Here is a 26,754-nt window from a genome sequence, read left to right as displayed (position 1 = left end):
ATTATTGTTTTGCGATCGAAATATCTAGTTCAACATCATCAATGACGATTTTGTTTCCACCTTCTAAATTATCTATTAAATTAATTTTATCCGCTAAAGTTTCTGAACAAATATATATTTTATTTTCAGCTACTGCACTGGCAATCAGATTATCGTTCTGTAAAGACACTGTAATGCGATCTGTAACTTCAAAGTTTAATTCTTTTCTTAAGTTCTGGATTCTATTTATTAGCTCACGCGATAAACCTTCTTGCTTCAACTCCGGAGTAATCGTAACATCTAAAGCCACCGTTAAGTTACCCAGATTAGTTACTTGCCATCCCGGAATGTCTTCTGCAATGATCTCCACATCAGACAATTGAACCACGTAAGCCGTGTTTGGAATCTGGTATTCACCAGTAGCTTCAAAACCAGCTAGATCTTCCGGACTCATGTTACTGATCAGGTCGGCCACCATTTTCATTTCCTTACCAACCTTAGGCCCTAAAGCTTTAAAGTTAGGCTTGATTTTTTTCTTGATGAAACCTGCAGTGTCTGTAATATACTCAATTGATTTAATATTGGTTTCCGACAAAATCAGCTCTTTTACCAATTCTACCTGCTCCTCAAATTTCTTATCCAATACCGGAATTAAAATCTTCGCTAAGGGCTGACGAACATTAATGCTGCTCTTTTTACGTAAAGAAAGCACCATCGAAGAGATGTTTTGTGCCAGTTCCATACGCTCGTTCAGTGAAGTATCAATCAAAGAAAGGTCTGCTTCATTCCACAACGTTAAGTGAACAGATTCTAAAGCATCTTTAGCCGTTACAGAAAGATTCTGGAACAACCAATCCGAGAAGAAAGGTGCTACCGGCGACATGATCTGTGCGATGCCCGTTAAACAAGTATATAAGGTCTCGTAAGCTGCTTTTTTATCCGCAGTCATCTCACCTTTCCAGAAACGGCGGCGTGATAAACGGATATACCAGTTACTCAAATGCTCATCTACAAAAGTCTGGATCGCTCTCGAAGCCTTAGTAGGCTCATAAGCCTGGTAGTTTTCATCAACTTCAGCAATCAGCGTCTGCAATAAAGATAAAATCCAACGGTCTAATTCGCTACGTTCCGCGACAGGCGTTTGATTTTCCTCATCAATCACAAACTTATCAATGTTGGCATATAAAGCGAAGAAAGAATACGTGTTATAAAGGGTGCCAAAAAACTTACGGCGAACCTCATCGATACCATCCGTGTTAAATTTAAGGTTATCCCATGGTGATGCATTGCTGATCATGTACCAACGTGTTGCATCCGCACTATAGGTCTCAATTGTACTGAAAGGATCCACACCATTGCCCAATCGCTTAGACATTTTGTTGCCGTTTTTATCCAGTACCAAACCGTTAGAAATTACGTTTTTAAACGCAACACCAGGATTTCCTACTCTTTCATTGATTGCTTTAATTTCCTCACTAGACTCACTTAACATCACCGCAATGGCATGTAAAGTAAAGAACCAGCCACGTGTCTGATCCACACCTTCGGCGATAAAATCAGCAGGATAAGCGTTTTCAAATTCTTCTTTGTTCTCAAAAGGGAAATGCCATTGTGCATAAGGCATGGCACCACTGTCGAACCAAACGTCGATCAGGTCTAACTCACGGACCATTCTTTCGCCGTTCTCAGCAGTCAGGATCACCTCATCCACATACGGACGGTGCATGTCTTTCAGCTCAAAACCAGCTTCCATATACCCTGCGGCAACAGATTTCTGAATTTCAGCATTCAATTCTGCAACAGAACCGATACATTTTTCCTGCTTACCATCTTCTGTACGCCAGATCGGTAGCGGAGTACCCCAATAGCGCGAGCGCGAAAGGTTCCAGTCTACCAGGTTTTCCAGCCAGTTGCCAAAACGGCCTGTTCCGGTTGCCTCAGGTTTCCAGTTAATGGTTTTATTTAAAGCCACCATTTTCTCTTTTACAGAAGTCGTTCTGATGAACCAGCTGTCTAGAGGGTAATAAAGGATTGGCTTATCAGTTCTCCAGCAATGTGGGTAACTGTGTTCATATTTCTTAACGTCAAAAGCTTTGTTGTCTTCTTTTAATTTGATGGCGATTAATACATCAGTAGGTTTAAAATCAGCAGCAGCACGCTCTTCGTCCGAATAGTATTCTTCTTTTACATAGCGACCGGCAAAATCAGTCACCTCATTTACAAACCTACCTTGTTTGTCAACTAAAGGCGCATCATTACCATTTTCATCTTTGATCAAAACGGAAGGAACACCAGCCTCTTTGGCGATACGAAAATCGTCTGCACCAAATATTGAAGCGGTATGTACGATACCAGTACCGTCTTCTGTAGTCACAAAATCACCAGAAATCACGCGGAAAGCATTGGCTTCCAGATCCTCATTCGTTACATAAGGCATCAATTGATGATAATGTAAACCAATCAGGTCTTTACCGGTAAATTCTTTCGCAATAGTCCATGGGATCAGTTTATCACCACCTTTATAATCTTCCATCGCAATTGCTGCGGCATCCGCTTTAAAGTGTTTTCCTACCAGATCTTTGGCCAGAATCACACTTACCGGAAGGAAAGTATAAGGGTTAAACGTTTTCACTTTCACATAGGTGATTTTCTCGCCAACGGCCAAAGCACAGTTGGAAGGTAAAGTCCATGGGGTAGTAGTCCAGGCAATGATTGCCGTTTCTTCTGCTGCATTTTCAAAAAGATCAGCCATCAAAGGATGATTCTGGTCTTTTTTAAGGAAAAACTGAGCCGTGATCGAAGTGTCTTTCAACATTTTGTACGTACCCGGTTGGTTCAGCTCATGCGAGCTTAATCCCGTTCCTGCGGCAGGAGAATAAGGTTGTACGGTATAACCTTTGTATAAAAGGCCTTTGTCGTAGAACGATTTTAAAATCGACCATAAGGACTCAATATAGTCGCTTTCGTAGGTTACATACGGGTTTTCTAAATCTACCCAATAGCCCATTTTTTCGGTCAGGTCATTCCATACATCTGTGTATTTCATCACCTCCTCTTTACAGGCCGTATTGTATTCTTCTACGGAAATTTTCTTTCCGATATCTTCTTTAGTAATACCTAATTTCTTCTCTACAGCAAGCTCAATTGGCAATCCATGGGTATCCCATCCGCCTTTACGCTTTACCTGATATCCTTTTAATGTTTTGTAACGGCAAAAAATATCTTTAATTGCACGCGCCATCACATGGTGAATCCCCGGCATTCCGTTTGCAGAAGGCGGGCCCTCATAAAACGTGAATGGGTTCGATTTTGAACGCGTAGAAATACTCTTCTCAAAGATGTTTTCCGCCTTCCAAAATTCAAGTATATCTTTTCCTATTTTCGCTAGTTCCAGCTGTTTAAATTCCCTATACATCAATCAAGTATCTCCAAAAAATTAAGGTTGCAAAGTTACATTTTTAGAATTTAAAAACGCAGTTTTATCCACAGCAATACGCCGGGAACCCCCGCAAACCGAAGGTTATTATTATTCAGCACGTAAATTAGGAAAAAAAATAGATTTATATGTTCGTTAAGGGGGTAGCGGCCGATTTCTTTTTAAACAATTGGTTTGGTTTTTGTTAACACTAAAGCCTAAACTAATGACCTCCTATTATGATCAAAGTAATGAAACTTCAGAAAGCCGTATACGCCATTATCCTGGGGGTAATCGCATTGGTTGTCTATATCATCATGGCGACAACAGATCAGCTGGGCAGCAGATATGCACTTGAGGTTTCAGGTGTGTTTTTCATGGCCGCCGCTATTCTTTTCCTTTATCCCTTATGGACTGCCAAAGAAGATGAACTCGGTAGGGTAGAACTCGATCCGGAGAAGCAGGAAGAAATGGACATAGCACAGGAAATTAAAGAGGAACAAAAAGAAATTAAAGAAGAACTGGAAAAGGAAGAACTTGAAATTGTACCGGAAGCGAACCCGGCAACAACGGGAATAAAATAACCCCCAAATCTTGTTAAAATCCGGGGGTTATTCAATTGATCCTTGTTCAGGATGCTATCTTTAGGATGAAGTCTTTTGATGATGTTTTTTAAAGAACGCCTCCCATATAAGGGTCAGTAATTCCCACTTCACCGGTTTCTACATGGCCGGCATAGTGTTTACTAAAACCAGCATGGCCATCCACTTCAATGGAGAAATCGTACCATGACCCGCTTTTTTGTAAATCAACAATCACTTTTGCTTTCCCTTTTGCCGGTACTGTAATCTCCTGATTTTTGTTCTTTTGATAAGTCAGGTCTTTAATTTTTACTTTTAATGGCGAAGAACCCTCATTTTCCAGTAACAACTGGATATTTCCGGTGCCTTTTTTGCTCAGTAAACCGGAAACTTCATAACCGCAGCTTGTTTTCAAAGCAGGATCATGCTGATTTCCTTTAAACTGGCGGAAAAACCCATTCGGACCATTGATACACAAATGATAATTGTCTTTTTCAAAATCAGAAAGTTTCAATTGATCTGCAATATGATCACCGGCAACTACCGCATAAGACCAGGTTTTCCCCGGAGCATGGTGATAATTGACTCTGCTGTACATTGAAAATGGTGCACCTACCGGCACTAATTTTTGTCCGAAATTACCTTTCCCCGACTCAAAATCTACCACAATGGTTTTCTTATCCGCATTCAGGTGTGCATCAGCAAAAAGCTGGTAGGGTAGCGCACAAGCAGGTTTTGTTCCTTTTTCCTGTTGCGGCATGGCCGATGGGGAAGCAGCATCAAAAGCATCGTGACTATTGATCGCAGCAATCTCGGCTGCGGTTAAAGCATCCGGTTTCACCTGCGCCGGTTTATTCTTTGCATTCTGAATTCCGGTGATCACCGTTTCTTTTTTCAAAGCTTCCAAAGGCTTCGCCATAGCTGCTTTTGCAGGTCTGAAAACAGAAGTTAAATCTCCACAAATCGCCCTTCTCCAGCTGCTGATGTTTTTACTTCTGATATTTTTACCGGTCTTCTGACTGACAAAATTTTCTAAAAACATCAAACAGGAAGTATGGTCAAATACCTGCGAATTCACAAAACCGCCCTTGCTCCATGGAGAAGCAACCACCATCGGAACGCGGTAACCCAATCCAATCGGACTGTCTTTTTTCAATTCATAATCCGGGGAAATGTCAATCTTCTCTGAAACTTTTCCGGAACCGGCATCGCCGGGTTTCGGCACCACATAAGGAGGAATATGGTCGAAATAACCATCATTCTCATCGTAAGTCAAAATGAAAATTGTCTTTTTCCAAACCTCAGGGTTTTTCGTCAGGATATCTATCGCCTCAGAAACATACCAGGTGCCATATAGCGGAGAACTGGTATGGTCAGAAAACCTTTGTGGAGCCACCAACCAGGAAACGGTAGGTAATTTTCCGTTGTCTACATCGGAACGGAACTGATGAAATATATCGTTTTTCGGGATGTTTACCGTTTGCGCAACCCCTTGATCATCCGTAAAGGAGAAAGGAGCAAGCTCCAGGTAATTTTCTGCTGCATTGATGTTACTGGCGAAAGCTTTGTCGATCAGGTTTTTCTCCCTATCGGTCAATTTATTGTATTTATCGGTTACTTCTGCCGCAGTAAGAGGCGGTTTAGACGTTTTATCGCCATTTTTTCGGAAGTAAGCCGCAAGTTTTACATTGTAGCGTTTCACATATTCAATGGCATTATCGCCATAATTACCCAGCCAATCGTCTACTGTATTTCCTGGAATATCGGCTGTCCAGATCTCATTCTGATAGATTTTCCAGCTTACGTCATTGTCCTCCAGTAATTCCGGGAAAGTATCCCAGTCTACAAAAGCATTCTCCCGGGATTCTGCCTGGGAGTTGTTGACTGCCGCAATGGAAGTTCCGTTTTGCTCCGGACGAATCGTCCCCGTCCAGAAAAACAACCGGTTTGGCGTAGTACCGGTTAAGGAAGAGCAGAAATTATGGTCGCAAATGGTGAAGGCATCAGCCATGGCATAATAAAAAGGAACATCAGTTCGGTCGTAATAACCAAGGGCCATGTGCGATTTTACCGGTACCCATTTGTCGTATTTACCATGATTACGCGCGGCCAGTTGGTCGGACCAGGAATGTGGTAATCCACCTTGCCAGGTGATTTTAGTCTTATTGATGTCTACGTGAAAAGGAGCGTAAGTTTTTCCGGCAGCATCTTTCTGTAGCCAGACCTTATCTTGATTTGGAAGGGTAAATGTTCTCGGGTCATTAAAGCCGCGAACCCCTTTCAATTTTCCAAACATATGGTCAAATGATCGGTTTTCCTGCATCAGGAAGACCACATGTTCTGCATCGCGAAAGGTAGAACCCGGATCAGCACTGATGGCCATCGCCTTTTGGATAGACATGGGAATAACGTTTGGGAGTCCGGCAGCACCCGATAACAAGGCTGCGTTCTTTAAAAATGATCTTCTTGAATTCATGTTGGTTTGTAGGTGTGTCTGTCCAAATGTAATAAGATTGACCATAAAAAGTAATTTTCTAAACCAAAAAGGGCGACTATGGAGCTAAAGATGTTACAAAGCCGGAAATGATCACCTTAACGTAACAATTTTTATAGAAAAGCTTCACATTTGAGCTGCCGTTTTCTCTGGATTTATATGTATTTTACGTGTCTAAACACACTAAACCGATTTTTAATATGATAAAGTATCTTGGCAGCGCACTCGTTCTAGGGGGCGTCTTGACAACCTTAATGAGCTTTGATGATACCCCTCAGCTCAAAGCTCCGGTAAAAGCATTCAAAAAATCAAGCCTTACCGATCCTCGTTTCCTGGAAGAAAAAGCGGCCCTAAACTATCGTAATTTCTGTGGCGGTTGCCATGGAGAAAAGATGGATGCTTTTGTAGACCGACAATGGAAACATGGAAACAAAAAAGAAGACCTCGTGAAAGCCATTAAACACGGTTATGCCAATGAGGGAATGCCTTCTTTCGACTCCGCATTTAACGACAATGAGATTAAAGAACTGGCCGATTATATCTTAAAAGGCATCAAAAATGTAGACCGCTATGCGGGATCAGGCAAGCCAACCAGCAATGTTTTTAAAACCGAAACCATGACCATCCGTCTGGATACGGTAGCCAAAGGAATGGATGTACCCTGGGGAATGGCTTTCCTGCCTAACCAGGAGCTATTGGTAACCGATCGTACCGGCAAACTTTACCGCATTGGAAAAGACAAATCGCTACAAACTATCGGCGGCCTCCCTGCACTTTTAAATAAAGGACAAGGTGGATTGATGGACGTAGTCTTAGACCCGAACTTCGCTCAAAATAAAACCATATACCTTTCTTATTCGAAAGCTAAAACAGAAGATGGAGCAGTATTGGCCACTACAGCCGTGTTAAAAGCGAAACTGGAAGGCAAGCAACTGGTCGATCAGAAAGATATATTTGTGGCTAAACCATGGTCGCGCACCCAGCATCATTATGGTTCCAGACTAGCTTTCGGTAAAGACGGATATCTATATATCTCCGTTGGAGAACGTGGCAATGAAAAAGAAAATCCTCAGGAGATCAAAGGAAATGATTTAGGAAAGATCCACAGGATTAAAACTGATGGAACCATCCCGGCCGACAATCCTTTCGTGAAAACTCCAGGTGCTGAAGCTTCCATCTATACTTATGGAAACAGAAATCCACAAGGAATGACCATCCATCCGAAAACAGGAGAAATCTGGGAAAATGAGCATGGCCCAAGAGGTGGCGATGAGATCAATATCGTGCAACCGGGTAAAAACTATGGCTGGCCATTGGTCACCTATGGGATCAATTACAATGGAAAAGTGATTTCTGAAATGTCCGAAAAAGAAGGGATTACCGCACCAATTCATTACTGGATTCCTTCCATCGGACCAAGTGGTATGGCTTTCGTAACCGGAAACCGTTATAAAGGATGGGAAGGAAACCTGCTGACTGGCTCTTTACGTTTTCAATACCTGAACAGAAGTGTGCTAAAAGATAATAAAGTGACTAAGGAAGAGATACTTTTCAAGAATATCGGCAGATTAAGAGACGTAAGAATGGCACCAGATGGTTATATCTACATTGCAGTAGAATCTCCGGGGATCATTTACAAACTGGTACCGGTTAACTAGCTTTTAGAACCCGGCTTTTAAGTCGCAGGTTTTAACTAACGGTAAAGTTTTTATTGAGCCATAAGGATAAAGGGAGTAATAACAGGATCGCCAATGCAATATACCAGATGCCAAAAGCGCTGGCCCATGCGGCATTGAGCAGGATAAGTGCAATTACTCCCGCCTTTACTGATTTGTCGATGTTCTCCCCGATAGGATTATCCAGCGCTTTAAATAAAGGTGTAAAAATCATCAGGTAAAAAGGAACCACAAACAGGATCGTCAGGAGGAAATAACCCTTGCTATTGGCGATAAACAGGATACAAGCAATCACAAAAGCATATAAAAAGGCGGCAAGATATAAGGTAGTTTTACTTTTATCGTCGCCTTTTCTTCTGTTGATGATGGTGAGTGAAGCAATGTAAACAATAGGAATAATGGCGATCACCAGCCACCAGATTTCCGGAGACCTGGAAAAAATACTCACCCCTAAAAGGAGGTTTAAACCTCTGCATAAACCCATCGTAACGGGGCCCATCACGGTCAGGTGTTTCGACCATTTATCATAAGTTAGGGCGGTAATCAAAATCAGTAAGGCAAGTGCCAGGGCAGTCAGGTTTACTGCTGCCGCTGCAACAACGCCCACTGTAAAGCATATCCCCCCAAATACTGCCGCATCATTCTTACTAATCGCACCACTTGGAATTGGACGCCCCGGACGTTCTTTCTTGTCTTTTTCGGCATCAAATACGTCATTAAAGATCACTCCACCGCTATAAAGTCCCAGCGTAGCAATACAAAGCAAGAAAATAGGAAGGAGGTGTTCGAAATCGAAAGCAGTGGTTAAAAAGTATCCTGAAATAGCTACGCCGGCAAGCACATCTGCAACAGACGTGACCAGATTGGCCGGGCGCATGATGGTGATATAAGCGATTTGGTTCTTCACAGGATTTCAGTTTAAATATGGTCGGTTTAAATTATACGATAACACTGAAAAGCCAGGTTCCTGCCGTATAACAAAGTAAATTAAGTTTAGGTTGGTTTATTACTGCAAATAAACAGATAAAAAAACCTATTTAACCCTGATTTATTCTTTTGCTGACGTTTTTTCTACTGAAAATAGGGGCTAAAAGGTAGTTTTTCTAAAAATAGTAACAATTTCATAGAAAATGTGGGTTTTAGCCCCCGTGTTTTGTTTTGCTGAACTGTATTTTTATTTGCTGAGTAATGCGGTAGCGCACCATAAAATCGGTGCCTGTCCATGAAGGTCGCCTGTGTTTCGTTTCCTGTCCAGGTAATACTGGCGGTCATTCTTTTTGTTGGTTCCTTCACAGACATCAGAAACATCAGCATCGGAGTTGATATAGCTAATCAAACCTAACCAACCGTTTCTAGCGGCCTGGCCATAGGTTTCTTTGTCCAGCCAGCCATTTTTAACCCCTTTAATCATGGCGAAAGTGAACATTCCTGTCGAAGAAGTTTCCGGCCATGCTTCCGGATCATCGATCAGCTGGTTCCACATTCCATTTTTACCTTGATATTTAAGCAGGGAAGCCATCATATCGGTGTATCCTTTCATGATTCTGGCCCGGTTTGGCTGTTCTTTCGGCATGGAGCTGAGTAACTCGGCCATACCTGCTGCCATCCAGCCGTCGCCTCTTGCCCAGTAATACGGCACATCCGGTGCATGGTAAAATAAGCCGTTTGGTTTTTGAAGTTCGTCCAGATAAAACACCATTTCTTTAGCGGCACGATCAATGTATTTTTGATCTCCGGTAGCGCGGTAAGCCTGCGCCTGCAAGGCGGTGATCATATACATATCATCGATCCACAGCCTGGTTTGCCAGGTATAGCCTTTATTGTAAAAATCGTGGGATTCCTCTTTTACCCTTGGCCCTTCGGGTGGTCCCCATTGTTTATCCGCAATGGCGAGGCCCATATCGAGGTATTTCTTGTCTTTTGTCTGTTTGAACAACTCCAGGGGAACAGCGCCAAAAACACTGTAATCCACATGATCCGGTGTCGGAATCATTTTGGCTTCTACTCCGAAAAACGGTTCAAAACGATCTGCCAATTGCTTAACCAGCGTTTTATTTCCGGTGGATTTTGCAAAAGTAAGGGCACCATACCAGGCCACAGATTCCGGATAAGTGATCACCCTTGGCGGCCCTGGTTTATTGAAATTAGTATGCGGAGTGGCCACGAAGCGTGCGGCAACCCGGGCACCAATCTCTTTTGGAGAACTACCTTCCGGCCAGTTTTTTAAGTCTGCGGCTTTCGATTGTGCATATAAACTATGGCCTCCGCAAAGGAATAAGGAAAAGATAAGGCTGGTTAGGCGGGTCATGATAGCGCTGTTGTTCATGAGGTTTCTTGGTTTGTTTTTGCCTGGTCAGGGCGTTTATATGGGTCTGTTTTCTCTTTCTTCAGGTATTTAAAGTTAGCTTTTATTTGATCTCCTGAAAGTCCGGTGTGTTGCTGATTGCCTTATATTTAACTATTTACGATGATAATCGATCGTTTTTGATGATATAGTTTACTAATTTGCTAACTTGAAATAGTAATTTTAAGCTCAGAATTATTTAATTGCCTGTTTTATTACTGAAACAATACCTTCAGTCCTAAATAATACCTTTAACGCCTAAATAATCATTCAATTCTTAAACCCCAAGCCTTAAACCAACCCATAAACATGAAAAAATACTGCTTCTTAACCGCCATGGTCTTTTTGTCCATCTCCCTCAAAGCACAACAGCAACTGGTAAAAATCTGGGAAACCGATAGTGTGGTCAATATGCCGGAATCCGTGTTACACGATCCTAAAGCCAATATCCTGTATGTTTCCATCATGGGAAACGGGCCGGATGAAAAAGATGGCATTGGAGGAATAGGGAAGATGCAGCCAGATGGAAAAGTGATTAACCTGGACTGGGTAACCGGACTAAACGCGCCAAAAGGCCTGGCGAAATTCGGCAACCTCTTATATGCTGCGGATCTGACGGAAGTAGTGGTGATTGATATTGCCAAAGCAAAAGTGATCCGAAAAATCCCGATTGAAAACACCAAATTCTTAAATGATATCACCGTAAGCGATAAAGGAATTGTCTACGTATCTGATACCAGAATGAAAAAGATCTTTAAGATTGAGAAAAACGTTCCTTCGCTATATATGGACAGTCTGAACGGGGTAAACGGATTAAAAGCCATAAAAAAAGACCTGTATATTCTGGCCGGTAAGCAATTCCTGAAAGCAGATGAAAACAAAAAGATTACTCAGATTGCGGTATTACCTGCTGGTGGCGACGGACTAGAACCAGTCGGAAATGGTGATTTTATCTGTTCAAGCTGGGGCGGTTATATCTATTATGTAACTTCGGACGGAAAATGTGAGGTCTTATTGGATACCCATTTAGAAAAGAAAAACACGGCTGATATTGCCTATGATCCTATAAAAAAGGTGGTTTTTATCCCTACTTTTTATAAGAAATCAGTGATGGCCTACCAGTTGAAATAATAATTACGACCTGCAATTTATGAGTAACCTTCTTAAAAACATTTATTCTCCGGCATTTTATCAGCGGCTTTCGGACGTATTGATCAAAACCATTCCTGCTTTTGATCAAAAGAAATTCATCCTTGAAATCTTTGATGAGGACTTTGAAAATAAAGAACTGAAAGCAAGGATGAGACATACGGCAAAGGTGTTGCATCAATTTCTTCCTGCGGATTATGGGGAAAGGGTGAACCTGATTGCCGAAACTGTTCAGGCGCTTCGTGAAGCGCATCAGGCGGAAGATAGTCTGGCCTATATGTTCCTGCCGGATTATATTGAAACCTATGGCATCGATGATTTTGAAAACTCTGTGAAAGCCATTGCTTTCCTAACGCAGTTTGTCAGCTGTGAATTTGCAGTAAGGCCCTTTATGCTGAAATATAGCGATCGCATGCTGGCTCAAATGACGGAATGGTCTTTACATGAAAATGATAAGGTGAGGCGGCTTGCCACGGAAGGTACGCGGCCAAGATTGCCCTGGGCAATGGCCTTACCGGCATTAAAGAAAGACCCGAGACCGGTATTTCCCCTGTTGGAGAATCTTAAAAATGATCCCTCAGAATGGGTGCGGAGGAGTGTAGCCAATCACCTCAATGACATTGCCAAAGACAACCCTGATCTGGTCATTGAAATTGCAAAGCGATGGAAAGGAAAACATAAAGAAACAGATGCGATCATTAAACACGGCTGCCGGACTTTATTAAAGCAGGGTCATGTAGAAATATTAAAACATTACGGACTGGAAAGTGAAGAGGTGCAGGTCAGTAATTTCCTGATCGCAACGCCGGTTACGCCAATAGGTGGCGATCTTCATTTTTCATTTGATCTGTTCAATGAACGCGCAGCAGCGCAAATCATCCGCTTAGAATACGGTCTTTATTATAAAAGGCAAAATGGCAGCTGGTCTAAAAAGGTGTTTAAAATCAGCGAAAAAAGCTATGCTGCGGCCGAAAAACTGAATGTTACCAAAAAACAGAGCTTTAAATTGATTACCACCAGGAAGTTTTACCCCGGAGTTCAACAGTTGTCGATTATTGTAAACGGGGTAGAAAAGGTGATCAAGGACTTTGAATTAAGGGAATAAAGCAACAGCTGTTAACCTCAAATACCTTCTTGTAAAGAAAGTATTTGAGGTTATTTATTTTTTAAGGAATTCGCTTTCTTTTTTGAGAAATTCGACTGCTTTCAGGAGCATTAAATCTTCTCGTTTTGTAATGGATTCCCTGGATTGGGTACTATAAATATCAGGGATCACCCCCTTTAAGTGATGCTTGCTGCCATCAGAGTTTTTAACGAGATTGCCGCTGTAATAGAAAACCAAATTACCAGGTAGGACTGCAATGTTTATATCTCCGTTTGTTCCTGCGGTTGGACTGCCCATAATGGTGCCCAAATTAAAATCCTTAACTAAGCCTAACAGCGATTCAGCTGCACTTATTGCAGACTCATCGGTTAAAAACACCAGCTTTCCGGTGATACTGTTGGCCCGGTTTGGAATATAAGTTTCTACATTTTCCTGATAGCTGATGTTTTGGTAATCAGGGTATAAGATCTTCGGAGTAAATATCCGGTTTGCAACTAGTGTATCCTTAATTATGGCTTCAATGAGGTCCGTACTGATGGATTGATCCTTTACGTAGCCTCTAAAGTCGAAGATGATGGACTTTGCAGTTTTTAGTATTTTAATATTATTGCTGTCCACTCCATTTCTGCCGGGATCAAAATAATAGGTGTCCGGATTGATCCAGCCATTGTTGCGTTGTATATAGCCGCTGTTTCCAGGTGTAAAAGCCTGGGGTGGCAGGTTTGCTGGGAGTACAATATCTTTTATTTCCTGGTTTCGTTCTATTTTAATCCTGATGGAATCACCTTGCTTTCCTTGTACCAATCCCGGAAGCGCATAGATCGTTCTACTTTGCGTTGAACCGGAGAAGAAATTCATTAAGGAGTCTACTTTCTTCCGGACAGGTATCTTATCTAATTCAAGGATCACATCTCCTGGTAGAATGAGGTTGCCTAAATCATTTGAAAGTAGATCTTTTACCATGATTTGGTCTTTGATTTTAATCAGTGAAATCGGTGCGCTGTAAATTTCCTCCTTCCAGTCTTTGATATAGTTGAACATATGGGCGTCCTGATATGGAGCAGACATGCGCTTGATCGTTTGTAAAAAAGCAGCCGTTGATTGTGGTTTACTTACCGCTTGAAGCGCTTCTTCCAGAATTTTCTCCGGAGCGACTTTCACGTCCTGCCAGTAGGGGAAAGAATGTTTTAATATATTCCATAAGATGATGACATCTGCTAACCTAACTTCTCGAAATTCAGACCCGGATTTACTGAAATGATTTTTCGTAACCAGGTTGGGGATGCGCTCAGTTTGTTTCAAATGATTAGCAACGGGATAGGTAGCCGTATCATTTCCATACAATACCATGGGCATTAAGAAGCGGATCCCAGTAACCAGCTCCTTGTCTATATAGTCGCCAATGTTCAGATGTTGCTCATAAAGCGGTAGGTCTGTGTCTGTTCTAAGCTCTAAAACAACTTGTTGGATATGCTTTTTGGCCTCAACAACGTTCAAATCACTGCGTTGTACGGGAATAGGATAAGTATTTTTGCCATCTATAATTTTAAAAGACGACTGATCGAGGGCTATCGGAATCCCGAGATTTGTTTTTAAATTAAAAGAGATCATTCGGGTCGAATCGCCTATTTTTCCTTTGAAATGATAGCGTTGATTTTGATCCTCATTAACCGGGGTCTTTGTGCGGTTACTTTGGTTGCTGGCATCTGAAAAATTAAAACTGGCTTTTTGTTTAAAGGTTTGGTCAGTTTTCCTGGCTTCAACACTGTACTCGTAGGTCATACCCTGGTATTTACTGACCTCTATATGACCTATTAAAGGAGTCTGAATATCATTTCTTTGCTCAAATGGAGAAACCCGGTTGAGTTTGATGCTGTAGTATGGGCGGTCCATGAATCCACTAAATAGATTAAAGCCAAGGTGTTGCCAGGATATTTCCCGATAACCATTGAGATTAGCCGGCGTAATTTTTTTCAGATTAAAGGCCACTTTTTTTCCTGAGGGATAGACTTCAGCACTTGGCGCAATGGGCTGAAAAATGGAATTTAGCTGATCAATAAGTTCTGCATCATTTTTAGCATTTAATACAAACTGACTTCCGTTGATGGCAATATTGTCCCAGGCACCCAGTTTGGATTCATCAGAGGGATGAAAATACTGAACATATCCATAAACTTTTGAAAAGGCAGTCAGATTTCTTACCTGCTGTTTTGTGAGTTGCGAAAACGTATATAATGGAAAAAGCAGCAGCCCTATTGGAGCTATGATTGTTTTCCGCAGGAGCTGGTTAATTTTCATTTGAGATAGTTAGCGTGTGTCTTAGTGTAATCTTTCCCTTGATTTCTTAAAAATGATCAATTTTTTCCTGTATTAAGGATGTAATGGGAGATAAATTAAAATATTTTGCATATAAATTTATCTGGTTATGAATTTCAGCGGTGTTTTTTTTAGGATTTCTTTATTTCAGGTAGGTTATGCACCTATTCTTAACAGTTTTCCAACAGGTTATACACAAGGTTATCCACAGGATTTTTCGGTTTAATTTTCATTTATTTAGCTGTAAATCAATGATTAGTTGTTTTGTGTTTCTGCAGAAAATGTGGATAACTCTTAGCAGCTGTTGATTACCATAAATGTTAGTTACTCCCTGATTATTTGTGCTGATGTCTGATCAGCAAATGCTGGAAGAACTGGTTGAGGGGTTTGTAGGAGGATTAATGGAGCACTGCTGAATGATGGCTATACCATAGTTATAGTTGTGCTGGTTGATGAAGAGTTGATCAGGGGCTGGAGAGGGGTTCCTGACGGTTGATCAGGGCTTATACCTGAGCAACCCTCCGGCAGCTCTCCGGCAAGCCCTGGTTAACCAGCACTACTATACCAACAGTATAGCGGTAGTATAGCTGTTGTCCTTGTCTTTTACCAGGAAAGTCTGGTTTCATTTGATTCTAAGTTAGGTATTTAATCCTTACTAGTTTAGTTTCAGGAATTTTTCTACTGCTTTCGCGGTTTTTAGGTCATGCGATTCGCAGCATCTTATTAACGCCTCCTCCACAAGTTTTGGGATTGATCCATTTTGCCCTGCCCGGCCTTGTTGTAAATTTTGGGCATAAAAAAACCTTCCAGAAGATCTGAAAGGTTTTGGTGGGAAATGAGGGGTTCGAACCCCCGACCCCCTCGGTGTAAACGAGGTGCTCTGAACCAGCTGAGCTAATTTCCCTTTTGGTTTACTCTTTTTGTTTTAAAACAGTTGAGTGTCTGTTTTTATTGGTGGGAAATGAGGGGTTCGAACCCCCGACCCCCTCGGTGTAAACGAGGTGCTCTGAACCAGCTGAGCTAATTTCCCTTCTGCTGTACTCTATTTGTAGTAAATACCAGCTGAGTAAGCCGTTTCCGTTTTGCAAAGTTACCTTCGTTTTGGGATTGCAAATATACACCCTTAAATCAGTTTTGCAAAAATATTTTAAACTATTTTATGATAATATATCTTCCAGGACCTGATGTGAGCGGATTTCTCCAAAAGAAGCAGTGTGTAAGGTATAGTAAATCAGGATTTTATCAAGTATTCTTCTGCGTGTTTTATTATCTAACTTTATTTCAATTATTTTTTCAAAAGGCAAAATATAAAGTGAAATAAACAGTGCCGCATCGTCCTTTTCGATAAAATGAGGATGCACCGGAGGTAAAGATTTAAACTCACCTTCCTGTAAATCGAAGAAACTTTGGTCGCTTTTTGTCTGTGTACTCGGTGCAAAACCCAGGTAACGCGACAATTTTAACAGGAAAGCCAGGTGAAAATTCACATTTGAACCTTGAGATTCGTCGAACCAACACACCGCATTGAAGATAAAATCAAACAAATATTCATCGGTCATCTGCTGACGGATACTTTTATACAGCACCTCATTCAGGAACATGGCCATCGTACTTTTCAGAATATCATAAGGAATGTTGCGAAAAATAGGGGAAGGTCTCAGTTCAGAAATCCGCTGAATACTGGAATTTACTTTATGGTACACCACCATATCTACCAGGTGCAGGGGTTGCAACATGTTCATCCGGATCTTTGCTCTGGGCTTTTTTACGCCGTTGATCAGGTACGATTGCATCCCGAATTTCTCGGTAAACATCTGCACCACCACGCTACTTTCACTATATAGCGTTGTTTTTAATACGATACCACGGGTTTTATGCAGCATGAGCGATTTTTGGGTAGAAAATGATCAATCCAATCAAAATAGCGGTAACCGCGGCAATCAATACTGCTCCCGCAGCCACATCTTTAATGATTTTTGCTTTCGGATGGATGTCCGGAGAAACCAGATCCACCAGAACTTCTACTGCCGTATTGAACAATTCGGAAAGTAATACAATCCCGGAGGCTGCAATAATCCAAAGCCACTCTGCCGTATTCAATTCAAAATACCATCCGGCAATGCCAACAATCGTTAGCGCAGCTAAATGGAACCTGAAATTAAACTGGCTCTTGCCGGCGTAAGCGATTCCAGAAAACGCGTAACCAAAACTCTTGATAAATTTAGTCATAGCTGTGGTACAATTTCTATTTTGTAACCCTGCAAAGTACGTCATGCTTTCCTGGATATCCAATTATTAAATACGGGATCGTGTTTTAAAATTTGTTAACAATAGCTTAATCTTCTGTGCCGGAGTATGGCCAAGCGATCATAAGGGAGTCATGACTGTGTTTAAGCTCAAAATAATCAAGAGTCAAAATTAAAATAACCTTACCTTTGGCGATCATTTAGCCGAAGGTAATGTCTATGCAAAAAAACGAGTTACACCCAAGAAACAAGCACCGTTCCAGGTATGATTTTCCGGAACTGATTAAATCATTACCGGAATTAGGCCCTTTTGTGGCGGTGAATCCTTATGGTGATGAATCAATTGATTTTTCGAATCCCATGGCGGTGAGGTTGTTGAATAAGGCGTTACTTAAACATTTCTATCAGATAGACCATTGGGATATTCCTGAAGGGTATCTTTGTCCGCCAATTCCGGGAAGAGCAGATTACCTGCATTACCTGGCGGATTTAATGGCTACCGGAAATGATAATGCAGTGCCGAGAGGTGCAAAAGTTAAAGGACTAGACATCGGTGTTGGTGCCAATTGTATTTATCCGATCATCGGTCATCAGGAATATGGATGGTCTTTTGTAGGCTCTGATGTAGATGCTTATGCGGTAAAATCTGCTAAAAACATCGCAACCGTCAATCCTTCTTTAGCTGCTGCGGTATTTCCAAGGGTACAGCCTCATAAAAATCAGATTTTTAAGGGGGTGATTAAGCCGGGCGAGTTGTTCGATTTCACGATGTGTAATCCTCCTTTCCATGGTTCTCCGGAAGAAGCAATGGAAGGATCACAAAGAAAAACCAGAAACTTAGGGACGCAAAGAGGTAAGACTCCTGTGCTTAATTTCGGCGGTATGCAGGCGGAATTATGGTGTGAAGGTGGTGAAGTAGGTTTCATTAGAAAGATGATTCAGGAGAGTGCAGAGATCGGTAAACAATGTTTCTGGTTCAGTACACTGGTTTCTAAAAGTATGCACCTTCCATTTATATATGCAGCTTTAGATAAGGTTGCTCCGGTGGAGATCAGAACAGTAGAAATGGCACAAGGGCAGAAGATCAGTCGTTTCCTGGCCTGGTCGTTTTTAACGAAAGAAGAGCAGGTAAACTGGAAAACAACACGCTGGTCGCAAAAGAAAGCAGCTGATAAATAAAGAGAATATATTTTAACGATTATAAAAAAGGCAACGGCCGCTTAAAAAATAAGCACCGTTGCCTTTTTGTTTTTGAAAGCGCCAAGCGGCGCTTCCGTTTCTATATGTTTAAAGAATAAGGTATCGCTTTCTTTGAAGCGCTTTTTCATCATACAATAAAGGTGAAGACATTTGATCCAGTTCAGGGCCGTGGCTTTATCTTTCCATATTTCAGGGTATAAAAACACCTCATTTCCTTGAATCCGGATCACATTTTTCTCTTCCAGTTCTTTTACATTCGCAATGATTTTTGCGGTTTGTGCCGCCAGATTAGCGGTATTCAGGACTTTCTTTTTTGCGTAAATCATCGGTATTATTCTAATAATAATTCGTCATCTTCATCGTCGGTCAGGCTCAGTTGAATGGTATCCGTACCCGCAATTCCTTCAATAGAACCGCGGATATGTGCCGCATTCAGCATCACTTTTTCCAGTTGTTTTTCTCTTGCTTTCCATAGTTTTTCCATGGCATCGCGTTCTTTCTGAATCGATAATTTCATGCTCATGAAACCTTCTCTGATGGCTTTCCATTGTTCAGAAAACTCATTGCTGGTCAGGTAATCGTATAACATGTGCATTTTATCACCACGGTTTTCCTGTGATTTTACAGCGCCAAATAGCTTCACAATACCATCCCTGAGGATGTAAGAAACCGCTTTTACCTCCTCGAATGAACAAATCCAAACACCGTCTTTTTCGCCAAAGCAATCCATTCCTTTCGGATAGGTCTGGGTTACAATCACGGCCACATCTACGCCCATGCTGCGCATGTCCTTTTTCAGTTTCTCAATCCATTCCATCGAGAAATCCTTGGTACGCTTACTTTCATAAATGATCTTTCCGCATTCCTGGCCAAACTGATTCCTGACATGGTGCACACAATCTGCACCCCTTACACCTTTACCAACCTCAGCAATCAGGTCGAAAGGGAAGGCATTACGCAATAGTTCTTCTAAGATCAGCTCCTGAACTTCTCCCTGCAACTGCATCGATCCCTGTTCTGCCTTACGCTTCATTTCTTCCGCCAGCTTTTTCTGATCATCCAGTTGCTTTTCCAGTTCTTTTACGCGAAGCTGATGCTCGGTATCTTTCAGGTTATTCTTTTCAGACTCCTGCTTTCTGATCTGCTCGATCATTTCCGCACGCTGCTCCTGTAGTTTGCGTTGCAGCTGAAGTTCCATCTCTTCTTCTTTTTCCTTCATCGCCTTCTCCTTCATCAGGAAATCCAGCTCTTTTGCACGGGCAAGTTTCAGCTTTTCTTCCGATTCCTTCTGTGCATTGTCCATCATGGCCAGCTTATTCTCAAAATCACTGGCAATACTTTTTCGCAAGGTTTCTTCCAGCGCAGTCTGCAAGACCTTTTTTTCCTGCGCCAGCTTTTGCTCAAAGGCTAATGCCTGTGCTTTTTGCTGTTGCTCAAAAGTCTGTTCCTGTTCTTTCTGTTGTTGCGTTAATTTGCTCAGTTTCTGCTGGTATTCCTCATCCTTTTGCTTCGTAAAAGTTACCATCTTCTCTCTGAGGTCTTTCTTATATTCCTCAGCCATTACTTCTTCTATTGGAAAAGTATGCGCGCAATTAGGGCATTTTATTTCTGTTGACATATATTCTGATGGAGGGTGATGAATAAACTTTCTGCGAACTTCATAGACACGTTTCTGGCTTCCTGATCTGAAATCTGGATGCTCATCGAACCGTCGAAATCTATGCGTTCTAATACTTTTATTGGGGTGCCAATGGTAATTTGTAGTTTTTCCAGGTATTGCAGGAATACCGTAGAAGTGTCTTTAACGGCTACCACCTGACAAAGCTCACCTTCTTTGACTTCCGAAAGGAGGATTTTCTCTAATACGGGAAGGTCGCCGTTGGCTTTAGGAATCGGATCACCATGGGGATCAAATTCGGGGAATCCAAGGAACTCTTCCAGCTTATCTACCAGCTTGGCAGACTGGATATGTTCCAGTTGTTCGGCCACTTCATGAACTTCATCCCAGCTGAAATCGAGCTTCTCATAAAGAAATGTTTCCCATAAACGGTGCTTTCTTAAGATCGCAAGGGCTTGCTGCTTTCCGGATTCCGTCAGTAAGATCTTTCCATATTTCTTGTAATTGACCAGCTCTTTCTCCTTTAGCTTTTTCAGCATATCCGTGGCGGTAGCAGGCTTTACACCTAAATGAGCCGCCATTTCATTGGTGCCAGCCTCAGGCTTGTCCTCGTTTTGAAAGCTGAGTTTCAATAAGGCTTTTAAATAGTTTTCTTCCGTGTAAGATAGCATGCTACAAATATAAAACAATAAATGTCAAATAACATTTGTTAGGTAAGTCTAACTTTTATAGTTTTGTAATGTTTTGTTAGTCTAACTTTTATTTAAATACATACCATGAAACCAGTTTCTGCTCTTTATCTTGTCGTTTTGCTGTTGTTGGTCAGTAGTTTACCCGCGCTTGCGCAAAATGGTGGTATCTCCGGCAGGGTGATCTCGGAAGGGAATCCAGTTCCCGGGGTCAATATCAGCGTTGGCCAGCCAGCTATCATGGCAACTACCGATACGGCTGGTTTTTATGAATTAACGGGGGTAAATGCAGGGACTTATAAAGTTCAGGCTTCTGCAGTTGGCTTTAAGAAAATGGTAAAAAGCGTGGTGCTGAAAGCCGGAGAAAAGCTACACCTGGACTTCGACCTGAGTAATTTTCAGAATGATTTGAATGAGGTGGTCGTTACCGGAACGTTAAAGGAAGTGAACCGCCTGGAAAGTCCGGTGCCGGTAGAAGTGTATACGCCTGCTTTTTTCAGGAAAAACCCAACACCCAGTATTTTTGATGCCCTGCAAAATGTGAATGGCGTAAGGCCACAACTGAACTGCAACATTTGCAATACGGGAGATATTCATATTAACGGTTTAGAAGGGCCTTATACCATGATTTTAATTGATGGGATGCCTGTAGTGAGTAGCTTATCGACCGTTTACGGCCTTTCCGGGATTCCGAATTCGCTGGTGGAACAGATCGAGATTGTGAAAGGGCCAGCCTCTTCTCTATATGGGAGTGAGGCTGTGGGTGGACTGATTAACATCATCACTAAAAAACCACAGAATGCGCCATTGTTTTCTGCGGATATTTTTGGAACCACTTACAATGAATGGAATGTAGACCTGGGCTTGAAAACGAAAGTAGGGAAGGCCACCGCATTAACCGGGATCAACTATTATAAATTCGGTAATGTGGTAGACCATAACCATGATAATTTTACCGATGTGACGCTGCAAGACCGGATTTCTGTGTTTCAGAAATGGAATTTCCAGCGCAAAGAAAACAGATTATTTACGTTAGCAGGCCGCTATTTATACGAAGACCGCTGGGGTGGCGAAACGAATTGGAACAAATCTTACCGTGGCGGAAATGAGGTGTATGGCGAAAGTATTTATACGAAAAGATGGGAGCTGATTGGAAATTATCAGTTGCCGGTAAAGGAGAAGCTGTTCTTTGCTTTTTCTGCGAATAACCATGACCAGGATAGCCGCTACGGTGATAAATCTTATATCGCTACGCAAAAAGTAGCTTTCGGCCAGCTCACCTGGGACAAACAGATCAAGTCGCACGATTTACTGGTAGGAGCAGCATTACGCTATACTTATTATGATGACAATACGCCGGCTACGGCCCTGAATAACCCGGCAAAGAACATCTTTCTGCCAGGGATATTTATACAGGATGAACTACGTCTGAATGATAAACATACGGTGCTTGCGGGTTTCCGTTACGATTACAACTCTTTACACGGTCATATCCTGACCCCAAGAGCTGCTTATAAATGGAAGCTGAACGAGCGGAATATCCTCCGTTTAAATGCGGGAACTGGCTTTAGGGTGGTCAATATTTTTACCGAAGACCATGCCGCTTTAACCGGTGCCAGGGACGTGGTGATTGCCGCAAAGCTGAAACCGGAGAAAACTTACAATGTGAATCTGAATTACCTGCGGAAAATGTATGCTGCGGATGGGACGTACTTCGGTATAGAAACCTCTGCATTTTATACTTATTTCAACAACCGGATTATTGGTGATTTTGATACCGATCCGAATAAGATCATCTATGATAACCTGGATGGTTATGCGGTGAGTAAAGGTTTTACGGCCAACCTGGATCTGGCTTTAAACAACGGACTGAAAGTAGTATTGGGAGGAACTTATCAGGATGTGGCGACTTATGAGCATGGGATTAAGAAACAACAAATCCTGACGGAGAAGTTTTCCGGCAACTGGGCGGTGTCTTATAAGATCAGGTCTTTGGATCTGGGAATCGATTATACGGGCAATATTTACACGCCAATGCGACTGCCATTGCTGGGCCCGCTAGACCCAAGGGAGGAGTTCTCCCCGGTCTGGAGCATACAGAATATCCAGTTTACTTACACCGGTTTTAAGCGTATCGAATTGTATGGAGGTGTAAAAAACCTGCTGAACTGGACACCGAACCGTGGAAATCCTTTTATCATCGCAGGTGCGAACGATCCTTTCGATAAAAATGTGGTTTACGACGACAAGGGGCAAGTAAAACCCACAGAAAGGAATCCTTATGGCTTAACATTTGACCCGAATTATGTGTATGGACCCAATCAAAATATCAGGTTATTTTATGGCATAAGGTATACCATAAAATAATAGGAAAAGTTTAACTTTAGGGCATGATCTACTACTCGACCTACCAGGCAGCAAGGGTGATTGCCCCAAAAGTTGAAGCTATTTTTGCAGCACATCTTGCTGCTGCCAGAGAAAGTGGAGAGGATGATCTGGCACCATTACCCACTGCAAATGTGGTTGAGGCTATCATAGACGCCACTTTTTGGGCTAGTTTGCGCAAAGAGGAAGGTCATTCGCCCAAGATTTCTCTGGCTTATCTTCCGCCACATCAGGCAGGAAATCCCTTACTTTTTAAACACCGTTTGCCTTTAAGTGCAGGAATCCTGACCAAAATTGCACCGGGTGTAGAGCGGGCAGGGATTCATCTGGGCGTTTGGATGGAGGATGATGAGCTTTTTATCTGGGGTACAACGGTGAGCATTCCTAATTTCTGCTTTGTACTGGACGTTTCTGAACCGGCTTTACTTGTGATTAAACACCGTAGGATCTATGGATTTGGCAAGTTTACCAATATCGCTGTCCTCAAAGGAGATCAGGTGAAAATGGTGGAAGAAAAGCATACCGATATGCGGGATTGTCCGCCAATGCTGCTTTCTTTATTAGACCTTACCGCGCCTTCTTACTGGAACGATTCGGTCAATGTAATGATTCAGCTGGCTGTTTCTATGCGTAGTCATGGACGAGGCGGTACTTTGCTGATCGTGCCCAATGAAACCAACCACTGGTTGCAATCGATTATCAAACCGATTCAATATTATATACAACCCGCCTTTACCGGCCTTTCTAAACTGTTGCAGCAAGACCGTAAGGAAGCGAGTCAGATTTTCTGGCAAACGGCCCTGAAACGGGAAGTGGAGCATTTGGCAGGCTTAACAGCAGTAGATGGTGCTACGGTGATCAGCACGGATTATGAGCTTTTGGCTTTCGGGGCAAAAATCGGACGTGCAAAGGGTAAGGATAATATCGATGAGATTTCTTTTTCGGAACCAATTAAGGGAGGGGATGCGATTGTGGTACACCCGACAAAGGTTGGTGGAACAAGACATCTTTCGGCGGCACAATTTGTCCATGATCAAAGGGATGCGACCGCTTTGGTGGCCTCACAAGATGGCCATTTTACGATTTATAGCTGGTCGGTTTCGCAATCCAGAGTGCAAGCACACAGAATCGATACCTTGTTGTTGTAATATATCCTTATTTAAGAAAATATAATCGCTCCAACTATCGTTGCCAGCAGTAAAAAAAGCAATACAATCCGATCTGCATTAACCCATTCTTTTTTAGTTAATACTCTGCTGGTCTTTTCTTTATTTTGCCTTGCAAAAACATGAAATATGGAAAATGATTTACTTAACATAGGTAGTGGTTTTTAAGTAGATGTACCTGGTTTATTGCAAACTGCGAGCCAAAATGCTCCTTAAAGCGCTGAATGTTAAGAACTCGTGTTTTTCATTGGATTTTACCTGTATTTAGTTGGTTTTTACACTCATAATCAGGTATTTGACTTTGTTTATTTCTCCACACTGTACTCTTTTTGAGTCTTTCCTGTAAATTCTTCTGATTTTCGATATTAAAAATAATTGAACTGATTATCAGTGTGTTGTGTTTATATTTTGACTTTATATAGTACTATGTATTGCATATTACTATATAAAACACATAACTTTGAATTATGATAGCAGAAAATACGCAAACACAAATGCGAAAGGGCATACTGGAATACTGTGTGCTCCTGATCATATCCAGAGGTGAGATCTATGCTTCCGATATTATCGCAGAATTAAAATCGGCCAAATTGCTGGTGGTGGAAGGTACTTTGTACCCTTTACTGACCCGATTAAAGAACAACGGGTTACTGAGTTATAACTGGGTAGAATCTACCTCTGGTCCGCCCAGAAAGTACTACCTGTTAACCCCGGAAGGAACCGCGATTCTTAGTCAGCTGGACCGGACCTGGCAGGAACTGGCTTATGCCATCACCACTTCTAAAAAAGGAACGGATCTGGAATCTCAAACCCAAATAAACTCAACCAAATCATGAAAAAGACTTTAAATATAAATATCGGCAACTCGATCATCCACCTGGAGGAAGATGCTTACGAAATGCTTACGGTTTACCTGAATGAGGTAAAACAACATTTTGCAAAGAATGCAGATGATTTTGAGATTGTCACAGATATTGAGAATCGTATTGCGGAAATGTTCGGAGAAATCCTGACGGCACAGCAGAAGCAAGTCATCGATATCCAGGATGTACAATCGGTGATTGCCCAAATGGGTTCTGTAAAAGATTTTGAAAACTCCGAAGCGGAAGAGGAAATCGCCGGAAACTTTTCCGCCATGCCTCCTCATGACGGGGTTAAAAAACTATACCGTGATACGGATCAGGCGATGATAGCCGGTGTATGTGTGGGCTTAGGTTATTACCTGAATATCGAAGCACGCTGGATCAGATTGGCCGCATTGATCTCTATGTTTATTGGTGGTTCCGGCATCCTGATTTACCTGATCATGTGGATCGTAGTTCCAAGGGCAGAAACGAAGTCTGAGAAAATGGCGATGAGGGGCGAAGAAGCGAATTTGCGCGGCTTTATGAACAGTCACCAGAATCCATTGCTGAAACAATCCCGTGGTTTTCTGGCGGAGTTCTTTGAGTTCCTTGGGAATTTCGTTAACGGTACAGGAAAGGTTATGCTTAAACTAGTGGCTGCTGCGGTAGTGATTTTTTGCTCTTTTTTACTCCTGATGTTAATCGTTGGTTTGGCGGGTGTACTGGGCATATGGGATGCAGATGTATATGCTTATTTCCCTTTTAATATCATTAACGAGAGCTATTTCAGCACCATGATCTTCGCTGTATTTATTGCGCTGCTGGTTCCAATCCTGGCATTGGTACTGTTCTCCATCCGTGTTGCTTTTAATGGGAAGGCCATCAATAAAATGCTTTCTTATAGCTTACTGATGATCTGGTTACTAGGTGTGGCGGTGAGTGTATTCTACATTGCCAAAGTAAGCGCTGAGTTTAAAGAAAGTGCTGAATTTGCACAGGTAAAAGAATTGGTACCGCATAAAACGATAGTTTTAGCAATCGATAAAACGAGATTTTTTACCAAAGAAGATAGCGTGAATTATAGGATTGATCCGGTAGATTATAAAGGACGCAGAATTTTGAACGATGGAAGAGGGCCTTTTGATCAGCCAAGAAATATGAGGTTGAATATCGATAAAAGTCTGAACGGAAAGATGATCCTTTCGGAAAACTATAGTTCACAAGGCCGGACTTTTGAAGCGGCATTGAGAAATGCGCAGAACATTCATTATGATTTTAAACAGGTAGATTCGGTATTGAATTTCAGCTCTGATTTACAACTGATCAAGAAAGCCAATTACCGCGGACAAGAAGTGTCGCTGACGTTAAGCGTTCCAGTGGGCACCCATTTAAAGATCAATCGTGATTTCAATCGCTATTTAAATGGGTACAATTTCTGGGACTGTGTGGAGGATGACAATCAGGAATTTTCTGAATGGGTCATGACCGAAACTGGTTTAACTTGTCTGACTGAACGTAAACACGAAGAGTCAGACCAGTAAAACCT

General features: G+C 41.9%; 21 protein-coding genes and 2 tRNA genes. 9 read left to right on the top strand and 14 right to left on the bottom strand.

The window, feature by feature from the left end:
• Position 1 precedes the first annotated feature (1 nt).
• Positions 2-3,394 (bottom strand): isoleucine--tRNA ligase, encoded by a 3,393-nt coding sequence (ileS, locus tag R2Q66_RS02110; protein WP_316746342.1) that lies wholly within the window; start codon positions 3,392-3,394, stop codon positions 2-4.
• 239 nt (positions 3,395-3,633) lie between these two features.
• Here ileS and R2Q66_RS02105 point away from each other — a divergent pair, with 239 nt between their 5' ends.
• Positions 3,634-3,978 carry an isoleucyl-tRNA synthetase gene (locus R2Q66_RS02105; RefSeq protein ID WP_316746341.1) on the top strand — a complete coding sequence of 115 codons (345 nt, stop codon included), beginning with the start codon at positions 3,634-3,636 and terminating at the stop codon, positions 3,976-3,978.
• A gap of 88 nt (positions 3,979-4,066) precedes the next feature.
• On the opposite strand, the gene R2Q66_RS02100 is transcribed toward R2Q66_RS02105, so the two are convergent.
• Positions 4,067-6,451, bottom strand: a complete 2,385-nt coding sequence (locus R2Q66_RS02100) for a phosphocholine-specific phospholipase C (protein WP_316746340.1) — start codon at positions 6,449-6,451, stop codon at positions 4,067-4,069.
• Positions 6,452-6,669: 218 nt separating this feature from the next.
• Here R2Q66_RS02100 and R2Q66_RS02095 point away from each other — a divergent pair, with 218 nt between their 5' ends.
• On the top strand, positions 6,670-8,127 hold the full coding sequence (locus R2Q66_RS02095; protein WP_316746339.1) for a PQQ-dependent sugar dehydrogenase: 1,458 nt from the start codon (positions 6,670-6,672) through the stop codon (positions 8,125-8,127).
• 31 nt (positions 8,128-8,158) lie between these two features.
• Here R2Q66_RS02095 and eboC read toward each other — a convergent pair whose 3' ends face one another.
• Entirely contained in the window at positions 8,159-9,052 is an 894-nt protein-coding gene (eboC, locus tag R2Q66_RS02090; protein WP_316746338.1) for a UbiA-like protein EboC, read from the bottom strand.
• Positions 9,053-9,319: 267 nt separating this feature from the next.
• The gene (locus R2Q66_RS02085; protein ID WP_316746337.1) at positions 9,320-10,471 is read right to left on the bottom strand and encodes a glycoside hydrolase family 105 protein; all 1,152 of its coding nucleotides are present in this window, start codon (positions 10,469-10,471) and stop codon (positions 9,320-9,322) included.
• Positions 10,472-10,798: 327 nt separating this feature from the next.
• Here R2Q66_RS02085 and R2Q66_RS02080 point away from each other — a divergent pair, with 327 nt between their 5' ends.
• The gene (locus tag R2Q66_RS02080; RefSeq protein ID WP_316746336.1) at positions 10,799-11,620 is read left to right on the top strand and encodes an ATP-binding protein; all 822 of its coding nucleotides are present in this window, start codon (positions 10,799-10,801) and stop codon (positions 11,618-11,620) included.
• Between the two features lie 19 nt (positions 11,621-11,639).
• Positions 11,640-12,743: a DNA alkylation repair protein gene (locus tag R2Q66_RS02075; RefSeq protein ID WP_316746335.1), complete on the top strand. Its 1,104-nt coding sequence runs from the start codon at positions 11,640-11,642 to the stop codon at positions 12,741-12,743.
• Positions 12,744-12,797: 54 nt separating this feature from the next.
• Here R2Q66_RS02075 and R2Q66_RS02070 read toward each other — a convergent pair whose 3' ends face one another.
• The 6 genes from R2Q66_RS02070 to R2Q66_RS02045 form a co-directional block, all read right to left on the bottom strand.
• Positions 12,798-15,041, bottom strand: coding sequence for a S41 family peptidase (locus R2Q66_RS02070; RefSeq protein ID WP_316746334.1), 2,244 nt, complete (start codon positions 15,039-15,041; stop codon positions 12,798-12,800).
• Between the two features lie 521 nt (positions 15,042-15,562).
• Positions 15,563-15,685, bottom strand: a complete 123-nt coding sequence (locus R2Q66_RS02065) for a hypothetical protein (RefSeq protein ID WP_316746333.1) — start codon at positions 15,683-15,685, stop codon at positions 15,563-15,565.
• Positions 15,686-15,885: 200 nt separating this feature from the next.
• Positions 15,886-15,963: transfer RNA gene (locus R2Q66_RS02060), tRNA-Val, on the bottom strand.
• A 48-nt stretch (positions 15,964-16,011) separates the two neighbouring features.
• Positions 16,012-16,089: transfer RNA gene (locus tag R2Q66_RS02055), tRNA-Val, on the bottom strand.
• 127 nt (positions 16,090-16,216) lie between these two features.
• Positions 16,217-16,942 (bottom strand): DNA repair protein RecO, encoded by a 726-nt coding sequence (gene recO / locus R2Q66_RS02050; protein WP_316746332.1) that lies wholly within the window; start codon positions 16,940-16,942, stop codon positions 16,217-16,219.
• Positions 16,932-17,288: a diacylglycerol kinase family protein gene (locus tag R2Q66_RS02045; RefSeq protein WP_316746331.1), complete on the bottom strand. Its 357-nt coding sequence runs from the start codon at positions 17,286-17,288 to the stop codon at positions 16,932-16,934. The genes recO and R2Q66_RS02045 overlap by 11 nt, the downstream gene beginning before the upstream one ends.
• A gap of 230 nt (positions 17,289-17,518) precedes the next feature.
• Between R2Q66_RS02045 and rlmF the strand changes: the two genes are divergently transcribed.
• Positions 17,519-18,484, top strand: a complete 966-nt coding sequence (rlmF, locus tag R2Q66_RS02040) for a 23S rRNA (adenine(1618)-N(6))-methyltransferase RlmF (RefSeq protein ID WP_316746330.1) — start codon at positions 17,519-17,521, stop codon at positions 18,482-18,484.
• 41 nt (positions 18,485-18,525) lie between these two features.
• On the opposite strand, the gene R2Q66_RS02035 is transcribed toward rlmF, so the two are convergent.
• The 3 genes from R2Q66_RS02035 to R2Q66_RS02025 are packed head-to-tail and all read right to left on the bottom strand — an operon-like array spanning position 18,526 to position 20,794.
• Positions 18,526-18,831: a hypothetical protein gene (locus tag R2Q66_RS02035; RefSeq protein WP_316746329.1), complete on the bottom strand. Its 306-nt coding sequence runs from the start codon at positions 18,829-18,831 to the stop codon at positions 18,526-18,528.
• Positions 18,832-18,836: 5 nt separating this feature from the next.
• On the bottom strand, positions 18,837-20,123 hold the full coding sequence (locus R2Q66_RS02030; protein WP_316746328.1) for a DUF2130 domain-containing protein: 1,287 nt from the start codon (positions 20,121-20,123) through the stop codon (positions 18,837-18,839).
• Complete coding sequence (locus R2Q66_RS02025; RefSeq protein ID WP_316746327.1) at positions 20,108-20,794, bottom strand: metal-dependent transcriptional regulator; 687 nt, start codon at positions 20,792-20,794, stop codon at positions 20,108-20,110. Before R2Q66_RS02025 ends, R2Q66_RS02030 begins: the two co-directional genes overlap by 16 nt.
• A gap of 105 nt (positions 20,795-20,899) precedes the next feature.
• On the opposite strand from R2Q66_RS02025, the gene R2Q66_RS02020 reads away from it, so the two are divergent.
• Entirely contained in the window at positions 20,900-23,179 is a 2,280-nt protein-coding gene (locus tag R2Q66_RS02020) for a TonB-dependent receptor (protein ID WP_316746326.1), read from the top strand.
• 23 nt (positions 23,180-23,202) lie between these two features.
• Positions 23,203-24,345 carry a putative sensor domain DACNV-containing protein gene (locus R2Q66_RS02015; protein WP_316746325.1) on the top strand — a complete coding sequence of 381 codons (1,143 nt, stop codon included), beginning with the start codon at positions 23,203-23,205 and terminating at the stop codon, positions 24,343-24,345.
• A gap of 11 nt (positions 24,346-24,356) precedes the next feature.
• Here the strand turns inward: R2Q66_RS02015 and R2Q66_RS02010 are convergent, their stop codons facing one another.
• Positions 24,357-24,515: a hypothetical protein gene (locus R2Q66_RS02010; RefSeq protein ID WP_316746324.1), complete on the bottom strand. Its 159-nt coding sequence runs from the start codon at positions 24,513-24,515 to the stop codon at positions 24,357-24,359.
• 315 nt (positions 24,516-24,830) lie between these two features.
• On the opposite strand from R2Q66_RS02010, the gene R2Q66_RS02005 reads away from it, so the two are divergent.
• Both R2Q66_RS02005 and R2Q66_RS02000 read left to right on the top strand, forming a co-directional pair.
• Positions 24,831-25,199: a PadR family transcriptional regulator gene (locus tag R2Q66_RS02005; RefSeq protein ID WP_316746323.1), complete on the top strand. Its 369-nt coding sequence runs from the start codon at positions 24,831-24,833 to the stop codon at positions 25,197-25,199.
• The gene (locus tag R2Q66_RS02000) at positions 25,196-26,749 is read left to right on the top strand and encodes a PspC domain-containing protein (RefSeq protein ID WP_316746322.1); all 1,554 of its coding nucleotides are present in this window, start codon (positions 25,196-25,198) and stop codon (positions 26,747-26,749) included. The genes R2Q66_RS02005 and R2Q66_RS02000 overlap by 4 nt, the downstream gene beginning before the upstream one ends.
• Positions 26,750-26,754 lie beyond the last annotated feature (5 nt).

This window comes from Pedobacter gandavensis (assembly GCF_032677645.1).
GTDB classification, from domain to species: Bacteria; Bacteroidota; Bacteroidia; order Sphingobacteriales; family Sphingobacteriaceae; genus Pedobacter; species Pedobacter gandavensis_A.
The sequence above is the reverse complement of the archived record's forward strand: the minus strand, read 5'-3'. Positions and strand labels throughout refer to the sequence as shown.

Excerpts from the sequence above, each read along its gene's own strand:
- R2Q66_RS02105 (WP_316746341.1), top strand. The coding sequence starts at position 3,634 with ATGATCAAAGTAATGAAACTTCAGAAAGCCGTATACGCCATTATCCTG.
- R2Q66_RS02065 (WP_316746333.1), bottom strand. The coding sequence starts at position 15,685 with ATGAAACCAGACTTTCCTGGTAAAAGACAAGGACAACAGCTATACTAC.
- R2Q66_RS02030 (WP_316746328.1), bottom strand. The coding sequence starts at position 20,123 with ATGTCAACAGAAATAAAATGCCCTAATTGCGCGCATACTTTTCCAATA.
- ileS (WP_316746342.1), bottom strand. The coding sequence starts at position 3,394 with ATGTATAGGGAATTTAAACAGCTGGAACTAGCGAAAATAGGAAAAGAT.
- R2Q66_RS02000 (WP_316746322.1), top strand. The coding sequence starts at position 25,196 with ATGAAAAAGACTTTAAATATAAATATCGGCAACTCGATCATCCACCTG.
- R2Q66_RS02085 (WP_316746337.1), bottom strand. The coding sequence starts at position 10,471 with ATGAACAACAGCGCTATCATGACCCGCCTAACCAGCCTTATCTTTTCC.
- recO (WP_316746332.1), bottom strand. The coding sequence starts at position 16,942 with ATGCTGCATAAAACCCGTGGTATCGTATTAAAAACAACGCTATATAGT.
- R2Q66_RS02020 (WP_316746326.1), top strand. The coding sequence starts at position 20,900 with ATGAAACCAGTTTCTGCTCTTTATCTTGTCGTTTTGCTGTTGTTGGTC.
- R2Q66_RS02045 (WP_316746331.1), bottom strand. The coding sequence starts at position 17,288 with ATGACTAAATTTATCAAGAGTTTTGGTTACGCGTTTTCTGGAATCGCT.
- R2Q66_RS02080 (WP_316746336.1), top strand. The coding sequence starts at position 10,799 with ATGAAAAAATACTGCTTCTTAACCGCCATGGTCTTTTTGTCCATCTCC.
- R2Q66_RS02005 (WP_316746323.1), top strand. The coding sequence starts at position 24,831 with ATGATAGCAGAAAATACGCAAACACAAATGCGAAAGGGCATACTGGAA.
- R2Q66_RS02035 (WP_316746329.1), bottom strand. The coding sequence starts at position 18,831 with ATGATTTACGCAAAAAAGAAAGTCCTGAATACCGCTAATCTGGCGGCA.
- R2Q66_RS02070 (WP_316746334.1), bottom strand. The coding sequence starts at position 15,041 with ATGAAAATTAACCAGCTCCTGCGGAAAACAATCATAGCTCCAATAGGG.
- rlmF (WP_316746330.1), top strand. The coding sequence starts at position 17,519 with ATGTCTATGCAAAAAAACGAGTTACACCCAAGAAACAAGCACCGTTCC.
- R2Q66_RS02010 (WP_316746324.1), bottom strand. The coding sequence starts at position 24,515 with ATGTTAAGTAAATCATTTTCCATATTTCATGTTTTTGCAAGGCAAAAT.
- R2Q66_RS02025 (WP_316746327.1), bottom strand. The coding sequence starts at position 20,794 with ATGCTATCTTACACGGAAGAAAACTATTTAAAAGCCTTATTGAAACTC.
- R2Q66_RS02015 (WP_316746325.1), top strand. The coding sequence starts at position 23,203 with ATGATCTACTACTCGACCTACCAGGCAGCAAGGGTGATTGCCCCAAAA.
- R2Q66_RS02095 (WP_316746339.1), top strand. The coding sequence starts at position 6,670 with ATGATAAAGTATCTTGGCAGCGCACTCGTTCTAGGGGGCGTCTTGACA.
- R2Q66_RS02100 (WP_316746340.1), bottom strand. The coding sequence starts at position 6,451 with ATGAATTCAAGAAGATCATTTTTAAAGAACGCAGCCTTGTTATCGGGT.
- R2Q66_RS02075 (WP_316746335.1), top strand. The coding sequence starts at position 11,640 with ATGAGTAACCTTCTTAAAAACATTTATTCTCCGGCATTTTATCAGCGG.